Raw genomic sequence first — 15937 nt, forward strand, 5'->3', positions numbered from 1 at the left:
GCACCTGCGTTGCGCTCATCGATACGCATATACTTTCCCGCCAACAACGATGGGGAGCAAAGAATGAAACACCGTATCGCCACTCCGGTCTGCGCACTGCTGCTCGCCATGTGCGCACAGGCGCAAACGCCCGCGGCCAACACACCCGCGGCAAAACCACTCGTACTCAAGGCCGCGCACCTGTTCGACGGGCGCAACGGCACGCTGGTTTCCCCCGGTATCGTCGTCATCCAGGGCGAGCGCATCGCGGCGGTCGGCGCGAACGCGGCGATTCCCGCCGATGCGAAAGTGATTGATCTCGGCGACGCGACCCTGCTGCCCGGCTTCATCGATGCGCACACCCACATCGCCTCCGATCACAACGACAACTGGGCGCAGGGCTTCTATGAAGACATGCTGCGCTTTCCGGTCGAGCAGTCGTTCCACGCCGAACGCAACGCGCGCGCGACGCTGCGCGCGGGCGTGACCACGGTGCGCGAAGTCGGCGCGCCCGATTTCGTCGACGTCGCGCTGCGCAACGCGATCAATCAGCATATTGCCGAAGGCCCGACCATGCTCGTCGCCGGCCACGCGATCGGTTCGACCGGCGGCCACTGCGACAATTCGCCGATCCCGCCCGAGCGCATGAAGGAGCCCGGCCCGCTCGAAGGCGTGTGCAACGGCCCCGAGTCGTGCCGCCAGGCGGTACGCGAACAGATGAAGTTCGGCGCCGACGTGATCAAGATCTGCGCTTCAGGCGGCGTGCTGTCCGAAGCCGATCCGGTCGACGTGCCGCAGCTGACCCCCGAAGAACTCAAGGCAATCATGAGCGAAGCGCACGCATGGCGGCGCAAGGTCGCCGCGCACTGTCACGGCGATCTCGCCGCGAAGCTCGCGATCGAAGCCGGCGTCGATTCGATCGAGCACGGCAGCTTTCTCCAACCCGACACGCTGCAACGGATGAAACAGAAGGGCGTCTACCTCACACCGACGCGCATGACCCAGGAATGGGTGCTGGCCAAGGCCGACACCTATCCGCCGAAAATCGCCGCGAAGGCGCGCGCTGCGGCGACCGCGCATACCGAGATGATGAAGAACGCGATGAAGATCGGCGTACTCATGGCCTTCGGCACCGATGCTGCGGTCTATCCGCACGGCAGGAACGCAGAGGAATTCGGCGACCTCGTCGCGCTCGGCATGGCTCCGGCCGCCGCGCTGATGACCAGCAGCATCGGTTCGGCCAAGCTGCTCGGCATCGACGCCGACACGGGCACGCTCGAGTCCGGCAAGTACGCCGACATCGTCGCCGTGAAAGGCGACGTGCTCAAGAACATCCGCGCCACGGAAAAGCCGTTGCTCGTGGTCAAGCACGGCGAGACGGTGCGGATGGAGTGAACCAGGCGGTCGGTTGAGTCACAATGCGGGGAACACGGACGAGCTTCCCCGCATGCCCGAGTCGACACGACACAACCGCCCGGTCCGCCTGTTGGCCGCCATCACGCTGGCAGCCGTGTTCGCCGGCTGCGCGACGCCGCCGAAGAAACCGCTCCGCCGGGCCGACGAAGTGCGAGCACAACTGATGACGCTGATCCCAGTCGGCGCACAGGACCGCGCCGGCTGGGCGCTCGACATCACCGATGCGTTCTACGCGCTCGACGTCGAGCCGACCTCGTCACATCTGTGTGCCGCAATTGCGGTGATCGAGCAGGAGTCGAGTTTCGTCGCCGACCCGCCCGTGCCGAACCTCGGCCGCATCGCACAGGAGGAGATCGACCGCCGCGCTGGCGCGCATCACATCCCGGCATTCATGGTGCATGCGGCAATGGCGATCAAGTCTTCGGACGGACGCAGCTACAACGACCGCATCGCCGCCGTGCGCACCGAGCGCGAGCTGAGCCTGGTCTTCGAGGACCTCATCGATCGCGTGCCGCTCGGGCAGACGCTGTTCGCCGATTCCAATCCGGTCAAGACCGGTGGCCCGATGCAGGTCAGCGTGGCGATCGCCGAGCAATTCACGCGCACGCATCCCTATCCGTATCCGTACGACGGTTCGATTCGCCACGCAGTCTTCAGCCGGCGTGGCGGCGTGTACTTCGGCATCGCCCACCTGCTCGCCTATCCGGTGTCGTACGAGCGCATGATCTACCGCTTCGCCGACTACAATGCCGGCTTCTATGCCAGCCGCAACGCCGCGTTTCAGAACGCGATCCAGGTGCTGACCAAACAACCGCTCGCCTACGACGGCGACCTCGTCGACTACGCCGGTGGCACCGGCCATACGGAACTCGCGGTGCGCACACTCGGCAAGCGCCTGCAGATGAGCGACGGCGATATCCACGACGCGCTGGCGCAGGGCGAAACCTTCGATTTCGAGAAGACTTCGCTGTACCGCAAAGTCCATGCGATGGCCGATCGCGCCAACGGCGCGCCGCTGCCGCGCGCGATGCTGCCGCAAATCGGACTCGACAGCCCGAAGATCACCCGCAGGTTCACGACCGCCATGTTCGCCGAGAGTGTGGAGCGGCGCTATCGCGCCTGTCTCGCGCGCGCGGCCGCAAAAACCTGAGCGTCCGTCAATCCGCCAGCGTCCGGGTACGCAGACGCTCGTACCTCGTCTGGCCGAGCAGGCTGTGTACGAGCGCAAATTCGCGCACCGCCCACATGATGGTCGCGACGGCTTGTTCGGGCAGCGCCACGCGCTCGTAGCGCAGCGTCACGTGCGCGGTGAAATCGCGTGTCACGCGCTGCCGCAAACCCGCGTGGATCAGACATTCGCCGAGTTGCCTGCGCAATCGCTGCAAGGGTGCGTCGCCCGCCGCACCGACCAGCACGCACGGTTTCTTCTGCGCGTGCCCGCCGAAACTCTTCACGCGATCGAACCTGACTTCGAACGGTGCCGCCATCATCTTCGTGGCTGCGCTCTGCGCCTGCTCGACCACCGCCGCGGGCAGGCCGGCATAGTCGCCGAGATGATGCAGCGTGATATGCAGGCGATCGCGCCGCAGCGGTGTGCCGCGCAAACCGTGCTGCCGGCCGACCTCTTCGACCGGGTACGCAATCGCCGCGCTTGCCTCCGTATCGGGAAACACGGCGAAGAACAAGCGGTCCGTAGGTACCGCATCGGCGAAACCGTCCAACGACATCTGACCCGACATGCAATGAATTCCTTGATCTGGCGCCGATCTCGAAGACGGGAACCAAGCTGGCAGATTCCTGAGGCGCGCATATGAAACAGTACGCAAGCACCAGATCGAAAAGAGAATTTAACGAGAAATTCCGTTTTCCCTCGACTCGATCGCGTACTCTTGCCCTCCCGACGGCCCAGGGGGCGCTGTGCGTCGCTGCCGGGCAAAACCGCATATCGATCAGGAGCGCCCCAATGGCACTGTGGAAAGAACCGACCAAGCAATCCCCCGCTCCCGGCCTTCAGCCGGAACCTGCCGTCCCGGCGCGGTTCGATGCTCAGCCCGCACCCGAAACCCGGCCTGAGTTGGCACCGATCATCGCCGCAGTGCCGGCGCGGCCGCAGGCACGCATCGTGGAGAAGTCCGAATCGCTGATCGCGCCCGACATCACGATCGAGGGCAAGATCGAGGGCGCCGGTCACGTGCGCGTCGCCGGCCGCTTCAAGGGCGACATCAATGTGCATGGCGATCTGACCATCGACCCGCGCGCGAACGTGACTGGCAGCGTGCGCGCGGAGAAGGTGGTGATCGCCGGCGAACTCGTCGGCAACATCGATGCGGCCCAGCACGTCGATCTGGCCCAAAGCGGTGCGCTCAGCGGCGACCTCAAGGCGGGTACGCTCACCGTCGCCGCGGGCTCGCGCATGCGCGGCCATGTCGAATTCGGCTGGGGCGACGAAAAGAACGCCACGCACAAACCGGCGAACGGCTCGGCCTCGTGAGCCAGGTGCGCACGGGCCCTCCCGGTACGACACGCACCTGTCCGCATTGTCGGGAAACCATCCTCGAAAGCGCGACGGTGTGCCCGTCGTGCAAGCATCACTTGCGCTTCGCCGCGGATCTGCCCGCAGGCGACACGCAGGCTGCGGCGATCACGCCGCTGCGCGTCGAGGGCAGCTTCCGCAACAGCGAAGGGAGCGCCTGGGAGTACTCGATGGTGCTAACGATCCGCAACGAGCGCGGCGAGGAAATCGCGCGGCGTCTCGTCGGCGTCGGCGCGATCCAGCCCGATGAGCTGCGCGCATTCACGTTGAGTGTCGAGATGACGCCGGCCGCGGGTAAGCGCACGCGGCATTGAGCACTGCGTGTGCACGTGTGAACATGTGCGCATGACGAACCCGGTCACGACGCGCGTTTCATCCATCACGGAATTTCCTCGCCTGTCATTTGCCCTGTGCTGCGCACTGGGCGGTTTCTTGCTGGGCTGCACGGGACTGCAGCGAGGGAAATTCAGCATCGTGGACCGCGATTTCGAGCTGATCGCGGAAACGTCGCTGAAGAAGATCGATCCCCACCGTGACATCATCGCGATCGTCACGCCATCCGACATCGATCCGCGCGCGCGCAAGGCGCTCGCCGGGCTGCGCCCGCTCATCGCTCCCGATCAAGTTCCCGCGTCGAATGAATGGGTGCTGCCGCAAGGCTATTTCCTGCTGCAGGCATTCCGCGTCGAACTGGACGGTGCCGTATTCGAAGGCCAATTGGGACCGATCACGCGGAAGCTCACCAAAGCCGCGCTGCCGGACTGTGGCAAGATCTATTCCGTGCCGTTCTTTCTCAACGGCACCGACTGGTTCAATCCCAACTACAAGGTGACGACTTGCGACGAACGGCGCGTTTGGTGGCCTGCCGGTGAGGCACCGCCGCAGGACATCCCGCCCCGGGAAGACGCGGCGAGCATTCCCTGATCGCAACCGGGCAGATACACATGGCCACGCAAGCAGATGTCCGCCGGATTGCGCTCTCGTTTCCCGACACGATCGAGAAGGAAGGCCATTTCGCCTTCGAGGTGCGCCGTGGCGCGAAGTACAAGGGCTTCTGCTGGGTCTGGATGGAGCGCGTTGCGCCGAACAAGCCGCGTGTGCCGAATCCGCGCGTGCTCAGCGTGCGCGTTGCCGGTCCCGACGCCAAGGAAATCCTGCTGATGGCGGATGCGGACAAGTTCTTCACCGAGCCACACTACGACGGCTTTCCCGCCGTGCTCGTGCGGCTCGAAAAAATCGGCAAGACGGAACTGCGCGAACTGCTGTGGCAAGCCTGGCTGGCGCAGGCGCCGAAAACGCTGACGGCGCAGTTTCGCGCCGATGCGCGAATTTGATCGAACAGCGCCGCGGTAGTCCCCGCGCTATTTCCTCACCGTCCAGAAATCGTCGGACAGGTTGCGGTCGGCGAGATAGGCGTACGGCATCGTGAAGTAGCCTTGCTGGCCCCAGCCGGTGCCCCACGAATTGCGCACGATGAAGCGCTGCTTCGCATCGTCGTAGCCGACCGCGCAGACTGCATGTCCGCCGACGACGCGCTCGCTCTGTTTCGGCAAGTTGACGACGCCGGTGTTGGCGACCGTCTGCGATTCAAAGCTTTCATACACGGTAAAACCGAACACGAATGGATAGCCGTCGGCGATGCAGGAGCGCATCTCATTCGTCGTCGCCAGGCGCTGGTAGCTCGTGATCGTGTGCTTGAGCGCCTGCGTGTAGCAGGTCGGCGCCGGCTTCTTCGCGAACTGCTTGATTACGTAGGGCCACATCGTTTCCGCACACACGCCCTGCTTGGCCAGCGTCTTGATGCCGTCGCGCAGCATGGCGCCGGAATCCTGGCTCACGGAATGTTCGATCACGCGTTCGTTGTAGTACACGAACAGGCGCGAAAGATCGACCAGCGCTTGTCGTTGCTTCAATTCGAGGAATTCCAGCGCGCCGACCAGTGCGTTGGCGGTGCAACTGCCGAGCTGGCCCTGATCCTCGATCGGAGGACACTGCGCGCGCATGTCGACCTTGCCCGGCAATTTCCGCGACACCTTGTATAAGACGCCATAAAGTTGGTCGCGCTGGTCGGGCAAATCGGGAATCCAGCCGTAGCGTGCCTGCTTGCGTTGCGTGGTGGGAGTGGGCTTTTTCATACTCGATTCCTCCCGAAAGACCCGTGCTGCAGAGTTTCACTCTGCGCCTCATCCGGCAGGCAGTCAAACGCCGTTTCGCGGCAATTTGCGTGCCTGCCGCAGCAACGAGCGGCTGTCGCACCGAATGTGCCAAATAAAGCTGAATCGATCGGCATCGATAACAAAATCCGAACATCGGCGCCGCGCGTACGTGCCAAGCTCGCCATGCCGGGTGCCGCGGATGCGCTGCCTCTCATCGACGAACGGAAACGCAATCATGACCGAATCCGAACAACTTGCCACCCACGACAAGCCACACGCGAATACCATGATGCGCAAGGACCTGTACTACCCGATGCTCACAATCGCCATCGCGCTCGCATTCGTTGCGAATGCGTGGTTCTTCTATCGTCAGGGCCAGCAAGACATGGCCAGCATCGACCCCGCAAACCTTCCCCCCGCCAGGATCGCCTGGACCATACCCGTTCCGCCACAATCTTCGGCGACGACGAATCAACCCGACGGCAGCACCGTCCGACCGGCGCGCGGCGATGCGGCTAACGTCGACAGGCCCGCGCCCAGAAGGACGCCAAAGGCGAAACCTGCGACACGCATGCTGGCGAAGTCGACCGTGCCCGCGGCGGCTTCGACGACGAAGCCGATCGAGCGCACTGTCGCCTTGCTCTCCCATCCCAGGCCAGCATATCCCGCACCGGCATTGCGCGGTCGCGAACAAGGCACGGTGTTCGTGCTCGCGCAGGTCGACTCGACCGGCCACGTCAGCGATGCGCGCGTGGTACGCCGCAGCGGTTCCTTCACTCTCGATCGCGCAGCCACGAACGAAGTGCGTCGCTGGAAATTCGAGCCTGCCTTGCACAACGGCCAGCCGGTGGTCGCCAGCGTGCAGGTACCGGTCAGCTACCGGATCGGGGACTGAATCGCGCGAACCGGTCGGGTTGCGCGATCATCGCCGGTGGACCGAGCCGGGCAAGAGCCCGGCCCGATTTTTCTTCAGCGATGCGCCAGGGCGTAGTCGAGCGCCGCGCATACCGCCGCCACCTGCGCGTCGTTGCATTGCTCCGGCGTCACGCGCGGGCTGTCCGGATAGACCTCGGTCGTGGTCTTGTAGCGCGCATTGGTGATGCCGGCGCAAAGGCCGAGCTTGTTCAGCGCGTACTCGATGACTCCCGGCGCAACCACGCGTGAGCCGATGATCTCGCCGTTGGCGTCGGCCGGTGCGATGTGGGTGACCTTGGCCACCGCAGCGACCACGGCCTGCTGGAACCCGGGCTGCGGGTGCTCGCTGTCGTCGACCAGATAGAAGCCGTCGGGAATCTCATGCGGCTCGAAAGTCTTGCCGTCGCGCGCGGCCAGCGCGGGGCCGAATTCCGACTCGTCGCTGTCCGTGGTTTCGTGCAGATCGATGTGGACCAGCATGCGATCGCGCAGCGGCGCAACCAGGCGCATCAGCGCCGCGGACTCCGGCGCCGGACTGTTCTCGCGGAACGAACGATTCGGATCGATCGCCAGCGCGTTCCAGCGATGAATGCGCTCGTACGCCCACGGGCTGATGCACGGCGCGACGAGTACGTTGATCCGGCCGGCATATTCGGCCAGATGCCGGTCGACGAACCGCAGCGCACCATGCACGCCGCTGGTTTCGTAACCGTGCACGCCACCGGTGACCAGCGCCGCGGGCAACGCGTCGTTCCAGTTGCGGCTGCGGATCGCGAACAGCGCAAAGTTTTCCGGCCCATATTCGATTCGACCGTAGCCGACCACGTCGAAACGGCCGCGCAGGCGCTCGATCACGCCCAGCACGTCGGTTTCATAGCTGCGTTTGCGGGTTTGATTCGACAGCCAGATGGTTTTTTCGGCGGAACCCCAGGGAACGCCGGGAGTTCCGATGGAACAGTAGGCTTGCGTCGTCATGAGAATGCTTTTTGGTTGCAGGCTGCGGCAATCCACTACTGTACCAGTTACCGGCCACGCATGATCCGCGATACGCTTTCCACGACCAGCGTGATACTTGCGCATGGATTTTTACGTTTGATCAGGAGCAGGCTGACGCGGGACTCTTTCCCACCGGCCATCCCTGCCTTTTCAATGTCCTTGCCCGAACGAAGGAGAACAACGTGAAAAAAGCCATCCCGCTGTTGCTGCTCGCCCTCACGCCCTTCGCGGGGATCTGTGCCACGCCCGCGCAGGAGAAAGCCTTCGTCGATGTCTACAAGAAGGCATTCGAAGCGAAGGACGAGAAGACTCTGCATGGTCTGCTGTACACCAAGGGCGCCGACGCGCAGGCTCTCGAGTTCTACAAGATGATGATGACGAGCGACATGGGCGGCAAGATCACCTCGATCCAGCTCGCGGAACTCGATGCCGCGGACAAGAAGCGTGCGCAGGGCGGCCCCGGCCCCGACGGCAGGCCGATGAAATTCACCCTGGCGCCAACGAAGAAGCTCGTGATCAAGAGCGAGACCAGGAGCGCGCAGGGGTCCTCGAGCAGTTCGAGCGAAGTGTTCGTAGCCGAAAGCGATGGCAAGCTGGTGATACCCACGCCGGCACCAGCGAAATAGGCCATCGTTGCACGCGATGGAAAGCAGGCCCGGCCGTTTCCGGTGTTCGAGGCACGATGCGCGCGAAGCGCATCGCGGCCGTGCTTAGACGGCCGGGCAAGCCTGCCGGCGCGGCCGACGCAACGTCCCCGCGGCCCAGAGGTAGATGAGCGCCCCCAGCACGGCGGTAGTCGCGCCGACATAGCCGGTCGAAGTCCAACCCCATCCCGCGCTGATCGCCATGCCGCCAAGCCACGGGCCGAGCGCATTGGCGGCATTGAATGCGGCATGATGCGATGCGGCTGCGAGCGTCTGCGCGTCGCCGGCCACGTCCATCAGATGTGTCTGCAGCACCGGGCCAAGCGCTCCGAGCATGCCGATCGCGACCGTGATCGGCAGCAGCGTCCACAGCGAGCCTGCCGTCAGCGGAAACAGCGACAGCATTGCCGCCGCACCGAGCAGGATCGCCGGCACCGCTCGAAACCGCAACCGATCGAACAACCAGCCACCGAGAAAATTTCCGATCACGCCACCGAGACCGAAGCCGGCCAGGCCGAGTGGAATCCATTGTGCCGACACATTCGTCACCTGCAGCATCGTCGGCGCGAGATAGCTGAACACGCAGAACAGACCGGAGAATCCCACCGCGCCGATCGCCAATGCCTGCCAAACCGGCAGGCGGTTGAACGCGCGCAACTCCTCGAGCGGATGCTTCGGCGCCTCCACACGATCGCGCGGCATGAACATCGCGATCAGCGCGACGGTCGCCACGGCCACGCTGGACACCATGACGAACGCCCAGCGCCAGCCTATCGTCTGCCCCATCCAGGTCGCGATCGGATTGCCGATGAGGATCGCCACCGTCAAGCCGAACATGACGAGGCTCACCGCCTTGCCGCGCTCCTCGGGTTTGCTGATCGCCACGGCCGAAAGCGCCGCCACGCCGAAATAGGCGCCGTGCGGCAGGCCGGCGACGAAGCGCGCCAAGATCATGCTCAAGTAGTCAGGTGCCGCGGCGCTGGCGAGATTGCCGAACGCATAGAAACCCATCAGCACGAGCAACAACACGCGCCGCGGCAGCCGCCCGCCGAGGATCGCCAGCAGCGGCGCGCCGACGACAACGCCGAGCGCATACATACTGATGATGTGGCCTACTTGCGGCTCGCTCACGCCGAAGGTTTTTACCATTTCCGGCATCAGCCCCATCGCGGAGAACTCGCTCGTACCGATGGCGAAACCGCCTAGCGTCAACGCGGCCAGGATCAGGGCGCGGTGGCGCGGCGTTGCCGTTGCGGTCGGTCCAACGGCTTGCAAAACAGAAATTGTTTCCATGGCGATATTATGCTGCAAAGCAACATTCTCCGGGCGAACATGAAAAAAATGTAAGGAACCAAGGTCCAGTTCGCCGCCCCACATCACTCCGATACGCGAGGCACAATCGCTGTGCGGCAGGCTCCACCCACAGAAAAATCTCAGGCAGCAGCCGATGCCGGCGAACCCCGCCGCCGCTTCGCGTGCGTGCGAGAGCCGCCGTCGCTGTACGACAAGGCAAGCCGGACGTTTCGTGCCGCACCCGCCCGGATGCCGGCCGATGATCGGGCACTGTACGGCCTCGTCCACGGCGAAACCGCGCAGTAGTACTTCCGCGCACGTCCCCTTGCGCAGACACATCGGCAAGGGCAGGCTGCCGCGCACCCCCCGGCCGAAAAAAAGTGAAATTGTTCGCGCGTTCGCGTAAGTTCCACTTGAGTGCGCGGATCTTCCAGCGCGCCGTCCCCTCCGAATGAAGGAACAGCGCGCATGCGCCGTCAGCATCGACACAACCCGCTATGGACACTGGCCGTGCCGTCGCTCGGCATTGTCGTCCTCGCGTTGTCCTGGGTGGTGCCGGGCCTTCCGGGCATGCTCGCGCTGCTTGTGCTCGGGCTGATCGGCAGTGTGATCGCCTCGGTGCACCATGCGGAAGTGATCGCGCATCGCGTCGGCGAGCCATTCGGCACGCTGGTGCTCGCGCTAGCGGTCACGGTGATCGAGGTGGCGCTGATCGTGTCGATGATGCTCTCCGGCGGCGCAGAAACCTCCGGCCTCGCGCGCGACACGGTGTTCGCCGCGGTGATGATCATCCTCAACGGACTGATCGGCGCGAGCCTGCTGGTCGGCGGCCGCCGGCATCACGTGCAGGAATTCAAGCTCGAGGGCATCAACGCCGCGCTCGGCACGCTGACGGTCATCGTCGTGTTCACCCTGGTCCTGCCGAATTTTTCGACCAGCGCACCCGGCCCGGTCTACACACGCAGCCAGTTGCTCTTCGTCGCTGCGGCGACCCTGGTGTTGTTTGCCGCCTTCACCGTGTTCCAGACCATTCGCCACCGCGACTACTTCCTGCCGAAGGACGGCGGAGACGGCAATCCCGACGAGCATCTAACGCAGCCGACCAATGCGGAAACGATGACCAGCCTCGGCCTGCTGTTGGTCGCACTGGTCGCCGTGGTGCTGAGCGCGAAGGGCATCTCGCCGTCGATCGAGGCGGCACTACACGCCGCTGGCGCACCGGCAGCCACGGTCGGCATCCTGATCGCCGCGATCGTGCTGCTGCCGGAAAGCGTCGCCGCGATCCGCGCCGCGCATGCGAACCGCCTGCAGACCAGCCTCAACCTCGCGATCGGCTCGGCGATCGCGAGCATCGGCTTGACCGTGCCCACCGTCGCCGTGCTGTCGCTGGCCATGGGCTGGCCGCTGGCACTCGGCGTCGATACGAAGGCGACCGTGCTGCTGATGCTGTCGCTGTTCGTCGTCTCGATTTCGTTGCGTACCGGGCGCACGACGATGCTGCCCGGCATGGTCCACCTCGTGCTGTTCGCCGCCTACCTGTTTCTCAGCTTCGTGCCGTGAAAAGTACGGCGGTTTCCTTCTTTTCCTGGAAGTGAACCCGGCCTGCCAGTCGATCGCCGGGCGAGATCGCGGACATGCGCGCCAAGACCATAAAATCTGCTTGCGTATCAGCGCCCCTGGCGTGAACCATCGGGTGGATCTGAAGTCCTTTCAATGCTTCGGCAGCGATTGGCGATATGCCAACGCCGCACGCGCCGCGAGTGCTTCCGGCGCATTCCCACGCATCGATATCTCGCGCAGCCGGTCGAGCGCGCTGCCATCTCCGACGATCGCCAGGCCCGACATGGCATTGGACTTGTAGCCGTTGATGAAATTCTCGACCTCGCTACGGGTTGCCGCATCTTCGCTCTGGCTGCGCAGCGCCTGCCGTTGATCCTCCGACAATGCGTCCTTGAGCGCCGCATCGTCGAGAAACGCCCGTTGCGCCCGCCAGCGATTCGCCGCGGCACCTCTGACGGCCGCGATTTCATCTGCGGTCGGTCCCTCAGCGAGGGCGCCGGCGAAGGCCGTCTGCATCGCTGTCCGCCGACTCGACAGCGCATCGATCAGGGGGCGCGCATCGGGCGCCAGACAACTCGCGCGCAGCCACCGCTGCGCCAGCGCGTAGTCGGCTTCGTTCAATCCGAAGCGCGGTTGCGCCTGCGCACTGGCCGCAAGAAAAATGGCTAAGAACAGAGAGAAAATCCGCATGATGTTCTCCAAGGTCAGTTCGCGGGAAAAGTACCGTCCGCCCACAGGCGCTTCTGGATCGCGGGGCACTGGCGCGACACCGTGTCGCGCGGGCAGTCGCGGGTGGTTTGGCCCGGGCGCACGCCATAGGTCGCGTTTATCGCGGAACCCGGTTGCAGGTGCATGCGGAACAGTTGGCCTTCGGTGATGAAAGCCCGTGAATTGCTCGCCGAATGCATGATGTTGGTCTGGTCGAAGTTCGCGGTCAGATCGTCGATGTGGGTGAGCGCAAGATCGTGGCCCATCTCGTGCGATAACAGGTCGGTGCCTGCCGTGGAAGCGATGGCGACGAACGGGCCGCCGATCTGGCAGGCATTGCCGCGCGAAGTCGAACCATCGACCGAGTCGACCAGATAGACGTTGATGCGGCCGCTGTCGAAGCCGATGTCGCTCTGGATCTTGGACATGTTGGCGTTGCTCGTGCCACAGGTGAAGGCCAGGTAGCTCGAGCGCTTGCTGTTCGCCGTTGCGTCATGAATGGTCGTCGGAGTGAACAGCAGGCCCACGCGCTCCGGCCAATAGACGGTCTGCATGGCGAACCAGAAATTGTTGGCGCGGGTCTGATTGGTGGCGAACGGCGCGGACAAAACCCAGAAACTGATCGGCACGCGGATCTGATCGTGCAGATTCACATCCACGGTCCGATTGCCGAACCACGTCATCCACGACACGCTCTGCAGCGCCACTGGCCGGTATTGGCTGAAGCCGACCGCCTCGCCGCCGCCGGCGCGCGCTCCGACGTTGACCTTGTCGGCGCCGGTCGCGAAGCCGTCATAGCCGGTGCTGAAGCCATCGCTGACCAGTACGCCGTTTGGACTTCCGGATGTCGAGGCAAAATGAACCGTCGCCGTACCGCATCCGCACAGGGCGGCGCCGAGCAGGATGGTGGAAATTCGACCGATCATGGCTCCTCCTCTCCGCAACACCGGCGCCGCCGAAGCAATCCGAAGTCACGGTAAATCCGTGCCACCGATGCCGCAGCCCGGAACGACTGGCCGTGTCTGGCTCAGGCACACCGACCGCGTTCGGTCGTTCGGACGAACGCGACCGGTTCCCGCTCGACCGCTTGGCCATCGCAGGCCAGCACATCGGCGGGGATACAAGAAGATTCAGCAATAGCCGCCGGGCATTACAAGGGAGGCGCGTCGTGGCGACCAAGACGTGGTTCGCCCCGATCTGCCCCGCAGCTTCGTGCCGTGGAAAACCGCCGGTCCCGCGGCGGAATCACGATGGTAAATTCCACCCGTCGGCGAAGCCGCTCACGCCGCGGGCAAAAAAAAAGGCTGTTATATACAACACGCACCCACATGATATGATCCGGCAGGGCAGTCCTAGAAGCCGAGAGCATGCTGGGGAAGGTCGAATTTGTCGCCGCAGTGGACGCGTTCATGTTGGCGCAGAAGACACTTGCGGGTGTGGATGCGCCCTTAACGTGGCAGCGCGCACGAGACGATGACGCCAGGCGCGTGAAGATTCCTATTCAGGTAGACGGTGAGCAGCATGATCAATATCTGCTGATCGACGCCTTTCCTGAACACGAGAGTCTCAAGTTTTGCGTCGCAATTATGTTTTCTGAGTACGTTGTATGTCGATTGGACTTCGACCTTGAGGTCGTACACGGCAACAACCACTCGCACGAACTTCCATTGCTGGTTGTGGGTCCACACTGGCATTCGTGGGAATTGAACAGAACGACCATAGAGCTAGGTCATCGGTTCCATCTTCCGAACGCACTTGAATTTCATGAAGCCAGACAGTTTGATGCAACCCTGCGCTGGTATTGTGCTCAACGTCATATCGCACTTGGGGCGCATAAGATAGAGTTGCCGCACGCGGAGAGATTGCTATGAGCCAAAGAGAATCGGTACTACATGCTCTCGAACAACTTTTCACTGTTACGCAGAAGCGGGACGGTGTAAGCGTTCGCACGCAATGCCTCTACCCGTCGAACCAATTCATCCAGCTCACTGTGAGGGGTGGTGAAGATAGGTTTGTCGTTTCGGATGAACGCGGCGCAGTGAGAGAGGTGGAGGCGGCGGGGGCCACGTTGGCGAAAGAGGACAAGCTAATTGCTCCGGTCATGAGGCCGATGGGTCTTAGTGTGTCCAAGGGAATAATCAGACTGGAAACCGATGCGCGGTCTCTCGGCATTGCGGTTGCACTCGTCGCAAATGCCTCTAAGGCTGTCGCCGAATACCTATACGCGCACTTGAAGATTCGCCCCATGCAGAATTTCAAGGAAACGGTGTATTCGTATCTTCGCCAACGGTATCAGAACGCCATTGTAGAAGAGACGATTCCTGGCAAGAGCAACAAGGCCCACAAGTTTGAAAACGTGATCATTCTGTCGCAGGCCAAAAGGCTCGTTATCGACCCAGTGATTAACGACCGAAGTTCCATTTATGCGCGCGTCGTAGCGAACATGGATCTGAGGCAGGCTAACTATGCTGATATCGAGCAGAGGATTGTCTACGATGATCGCGAGCAGTGGAAAAGCGAGGATTTGAACTTGCTTCAGGCTGGAGCACCGGTCTTTCCGTATTCGCATGTCTCAGATGTGCTAGCTAGGTTGGTCTGAGACCCATGAACGCACCTACCACAAAAAACCAAGAGAAACGCGGCGAAAAAATGGATGATGTATTGAAACGGATGCTTGGTACTCCGCCGCAACCGAGGGATAAAAAGCCCGAGCATCCAAAGAAGAAGGCCGCCAAATAGACGGCCTTACTTCTTTTTATGCTTGCGGTTGCTCGCTAGGACGTCGATAGGTCAAACGCTTCCCATGCAGTTGCGTGAGAAGCTTATCTGACCGCTCCTTGTCGCTGACCTTTCGGTTATTCCAACGGTAATCGAACTCAGTGACATAGCGCTGTAGATGCTGCTCGCCGACGTGATGGAACGCGCCGATCAAACCGCGTTTGAGCAAGCTAAAGCTGGACTCGACGGTGTTGCTGTGAACATCGCCGCGAGCGTATTCACCACGGCTGTGCGCAGTAACGCCATGATCCGCGAACTCGCGACCAACAAGCGTGTAGCCTGAGTGCTCGTCAGTCATAAGACGCGCCGACTTGCACACGTTGGATTCGAGGACTTCGCGAAGCGACTTGGCGTTGACGTTGCGGACGACGATGCTGCGTTTCTCGCCGTCACGCTCGACCAGCGAAACGACTTTCATCTTGTGCTGGTAGCCGCGAGCGTTGCGAGGCTTCTGGCCATTGTTGCCCCAATAGGTCTCATCGGCTTCGACCGTGCCGCCACCGGAGCCAAGCAAGCCGCCATTCTCGGACTTCATGGCTTCGCGGATGCGATGCGTCATGAACCACGCGGACTTGTAAGTGACGCCGAGCATGCGGTGAATCTGATGCGAGCTAATGGCCTTCTTGCTGGCGCAAATCAGGTGCACGGCGAGAAGCCACTTGTTGAGCGGAATCTTGCTGTCTGAAAAGACAGTGCCGACGATGACGGTGAACTGCTTGCGGCAGTCCTTGCACTTCCACAGGCCGGGGCGCGTGGACTTGCCCTGTAGCTTGTAGTGGTCGCCGATGACGCCACAGTGCGGGCAGATCACGCCATCCGGCCAGCGCAGGGCTTCAAGGTATTCGCGGGCCTTGTCGGCGTCTTGGAAGTGCGGAGCTAGAAGATTTGCGGCAGACATGAGAACTGCTCCGAAGTTGGCGCAATTCTCCCCTTTTCATGTGGGTTTGTCAAGTATATAA

20 protein-coding genes are annotated in these 15937 nt (G+C 62.7%); 12 read left to right on the forward strand and 8 right to left on the reverse strand.

The features are described 5' to 3' along the window. The first annotated feature begins 63 nt into the window (after positions 1–63). Both AC16HO_RS08880 and AC16HO_RS08885 read left to right on the forward strand, forming a co-directional pair. The gene (locus AC16HO_RS08880) at positions 64–1374 is read left to right on the forward strand and encodes a metal-dependent hydrolase family protein (RefSeq protein ID WP_395642698.1); all 1311 of its coding nucleotides are present in this window, start codon (positions 64–66) and stop codon (positions 1372–1374) included. Positions 1375–1426: 52 nt separating this feature from the next. Beyond that, the gene (locus tag AC16HO_RS08885) at positions 1427–2545 is read left to right on the forward strand and encodes a DUF1615 domain-containing protein (protein ID WP_395642699.1); all 1119 of its coding nucleotides are present in this window, start codon (positions 1427–1429) and stop codon (positions 2543–2545) included. Between the two features lie 7 nt (positions 2546–2552). Here the strand turns inward: AC16HO_RS08885 and thpR are convergent, their stop codons facing one another. After that, positions 2553–3134, reverse strand: coding sequence for an RNA 2',3'-cyclic phosphodiesterase (thpR, locus tag AC16HO_RS08890; RefSeq protein ID WP_395642700.1), 582 nt, complete (start codon positions 3132–3134; stop codon positions 2553–2555). Between the two features lie 224 nt (positions 3135–3358). Here thpR and AC16HO_RS08895 point away from each other — a divergent pair, with 224 nt between their 5' ends. From AC16HO_RS08895 to AC16HO_RS08910, 4 genes are all read left to right on the forward strand, one after another. Beyond that, positions 3359–3886: a bactofilin family protein gene (locus AC16HO_RS08895; RefSeq protein ID WP_395642701.1), complete on the forward strand. Its 528-nt coding sequence runs from the start codon at positions 3359–3361 to the stop codon at positions 3884–3886. After that, positions 3883–4242 carry a hypothetical protein gene (locus tag AC16HO_RS08900; protein ID WP_395642702.1) on the forward strand — a complete coding sequence of 120 codons (360 nt, stop codon included), beginning with the start codon at positions 3883–3885 and terminating at the stop codon, positions 4240–4242. Before AC16HO_RS08895 ends, AC16HO_RS08900 begins: the two co-directional genes overlap by 4 nt. Before the next feature lie 160 nt (positions 4243–4402). Next, the gene (locus tag AC16HO_RS08905; protein WP_395642703.1) at positions 4403–4852 is read left to right on the forward strand and encodes a hypothetical protein; all 450 of its coding nucleotides are present in this window, start codon (positions 4403–4405) and stop codon (positions 4850–4852) included. Positions 4853–4872: 20 nt separating this feature from the next. Then, a complete protein-coding gene (locus AC16HO_RS08910; protein ID WP_395642704.1) occupies positions 4873–5262 on the forward strand; it encodes an MmcQ/YjbR family DNA-binding protein in 390 nt (129 codons plus the stop codon). 27 nt (positions 5263–5289) lie between these two features. Here the strand turns inward: AC16HO_RS08910 and AC16HO_RS08915 are convergent, their stop codons facing one another. Together AC16HO_RS08915 and AC16HO_RS08920 are read right to left on the reverse strand one after the other, a co-directional pair. Continuing rightward, positions 5290–6063, reverse strand: coding sequence for a C1 family peptidase (locus tag AC16HO_RS08915; protein ID WP_395642705.1), 774 nt, complete (start codon positions 6061–6063; stop codon positions 5290–5292). Between the two features lie 63 nt (positions 6064–6126). After that, on the reverse strand, positions 6127–6321 hold the full coding sequence (locus tag AC16HO_RS08920) for a hypothetical protein (RefSeq protein ID WP_395642706.1): 195 nt from the start codon (positions 6319–6321) through the stop codon (positions 6127–6129). On the opposite strand from AC16HO_RS08920, the gene AC16HO_RS08925 reads away from it, so the two are divergent. Further along, positions 6320–6979 carry an energy transducer TonB gene (locus AC16HO_RS08925; protein ID WP_395642707.1) on the forward strand — a complete coding sequence of 220 codons (660 nt, stop codon included), beginning with the start codon at positions 6320–6322 and terminating at the stop codon, positions 6977–6979. The two genes, AC16HO_RS08920 and AC16HO_RS08925, sit on opposite strands and share 2 nt — an antisense overlap. A gap of 74 nt (positions 6980–7053) precedes the next feature. On the opposite strand, the gene AC16HO_RS08930 is transcribed toward AC16HO_RS08925, so the two are convergent. Further along, entirely contained in the window at positions 7054–7974 is a 921-nt protein-coding gene (locus tag AC16HO_RS08930) for a M14 family metallopeptidase (RefSeq protein WP_395642708.1), read from the reverse strand. 203 nt (positions 7975–8177) lie between these two features. Between AC16HO_RS08930 and AC16HO_RS08935 the strand changes: the two genes are divergently transcribed. Then, positions 8178–8621, forward strand: coding sequence for a hypothetical protein (locus tag AC16HO_RS08935; RefSeq protein ID WP_395642709.1), 444 nt, complete (start codon positions 8178–8180; stop codon positions 8619–8621). Positions 8622–8705: 84 nt separating this feature from the next. Here the strand turns inward: AC16HO_RS08935 and AC16HO_RS08940 are convergent, their stop codons facing one another. Further along, the gene (locus AC16HO_RS08940; RefSeq protein ID WP_395642710.1) at positions 8706–9932 is read right to left on the reverse strand and encodes an MFS transporter; all 1227 of its coding nucleotides are present in this window, start codon (positions 9930–9932) and stop codon (positions 8706–8708) included. 468 nt (positions 9933–10400) lie between these two features. Between AC16HO_RS08940 and AC16HO_RS08945 the strand changes: the two genes are divergently transcribed. Beyond that, the gene (locus tag AC16HO_RS08945; protein ID WP_395642711.1) at positions 10401–11492 is read left to right on the forward strand and encodes a calcium:cation antiporter; all 1092 of its coding nucleotides are present in this window, start codon (positions 10401–10403) and stop codon (positions 11490–11492) included. Between the two features lie 150 nt (positions 11493–11642). Here the strand turns inward: AC16HO_RS08945 and AC16HO_RS08950 are convergent, their stop codons facing one another. Further along, on the reverse strand, positions 11643–12182 hold the full coding sequence (locus tag AC16HO_RS08950; protein ID WP_395642712.1) for a hypothetical protein: 540 nt from the start codon (positions 12180–12182) through the stop codon (positions 11643–11645). A gap of 14 nt (positions 12183–12196) precedes the next feature. Then, positions 12197–13126 carry a hypothetical protein gene (locus AC16HO_RS08955; RefSeq protein WP_395642713.1) on the reverse strand — a complete coding sequence of 310 codons (930 nt, stop codon included), beginning with the start codon at positions 13124–13126 and terminating at the stop codon, positions 12197–12199. 441 nt (positions 13127–13567) lie between these two features. On the opposite strand from AC16HO_RS08955, the gene AC16HO_RS08960 reads away from it, so the two are divergent. The 3 genes from AC16HO_RS08960 to AC16HO_RS08970 are packed head-to-tail and all read left to right on the forward strand — an operon-like array spanning position 13568 to position 14939. Beyond that, positions 13568–14071 (forward strand): hypothetical protein, encoded by a 504-nt coding sequence (locus AC16HO_RS08960; protein ID WP_395642714.1) that lies wholly within the window; start codon positions 13568–13570, stop codon positions 14069–14071. Beyond that, a complete protein-coding gene (locus AC16HO_RS08965; RefSeq protein WP_395642715.1) occupies positions 14068–14799 on the forward strand; it encodes a hypothetical protein in 732 nt (243 codons plus the stop codon). Before AC16HO_RS08960 ends, AC16HO_RS08965 begins: the two co-directional genes overlap by 4 nt. A 5-nt stretch (positions 14800–14804) precedes the next feature. Further along, complete coding sequence (locus AC16HO_RS08970; protein WP_395642716.1) at positions 14805–14939, forward strand: hypothetical protein; 135 nt, start codon at positions 14805–14807, stop codon at positions 14937–14939. Between the two features lie 16 nt (positions 14940–14955). Here the strand turns inward: AC16HO_RS08970 and AC16HO_RS08975 are convergent, their stop codons facing one another. Next, positions 14956–15876: an IS1595 family transposase gene (locus AC16HO_RS08975; protein WP_395642717.1), complete on the reverse strand. Its 921-nt coding sequence runs from the start codon at positions 15874–15876 to the stop codon at positions 14956–14958. Positions 15877–15937: the final 61 nt, after the last annotated feature.

Source organism: Rudaea sp. (genome assembly GCF_057139185.1).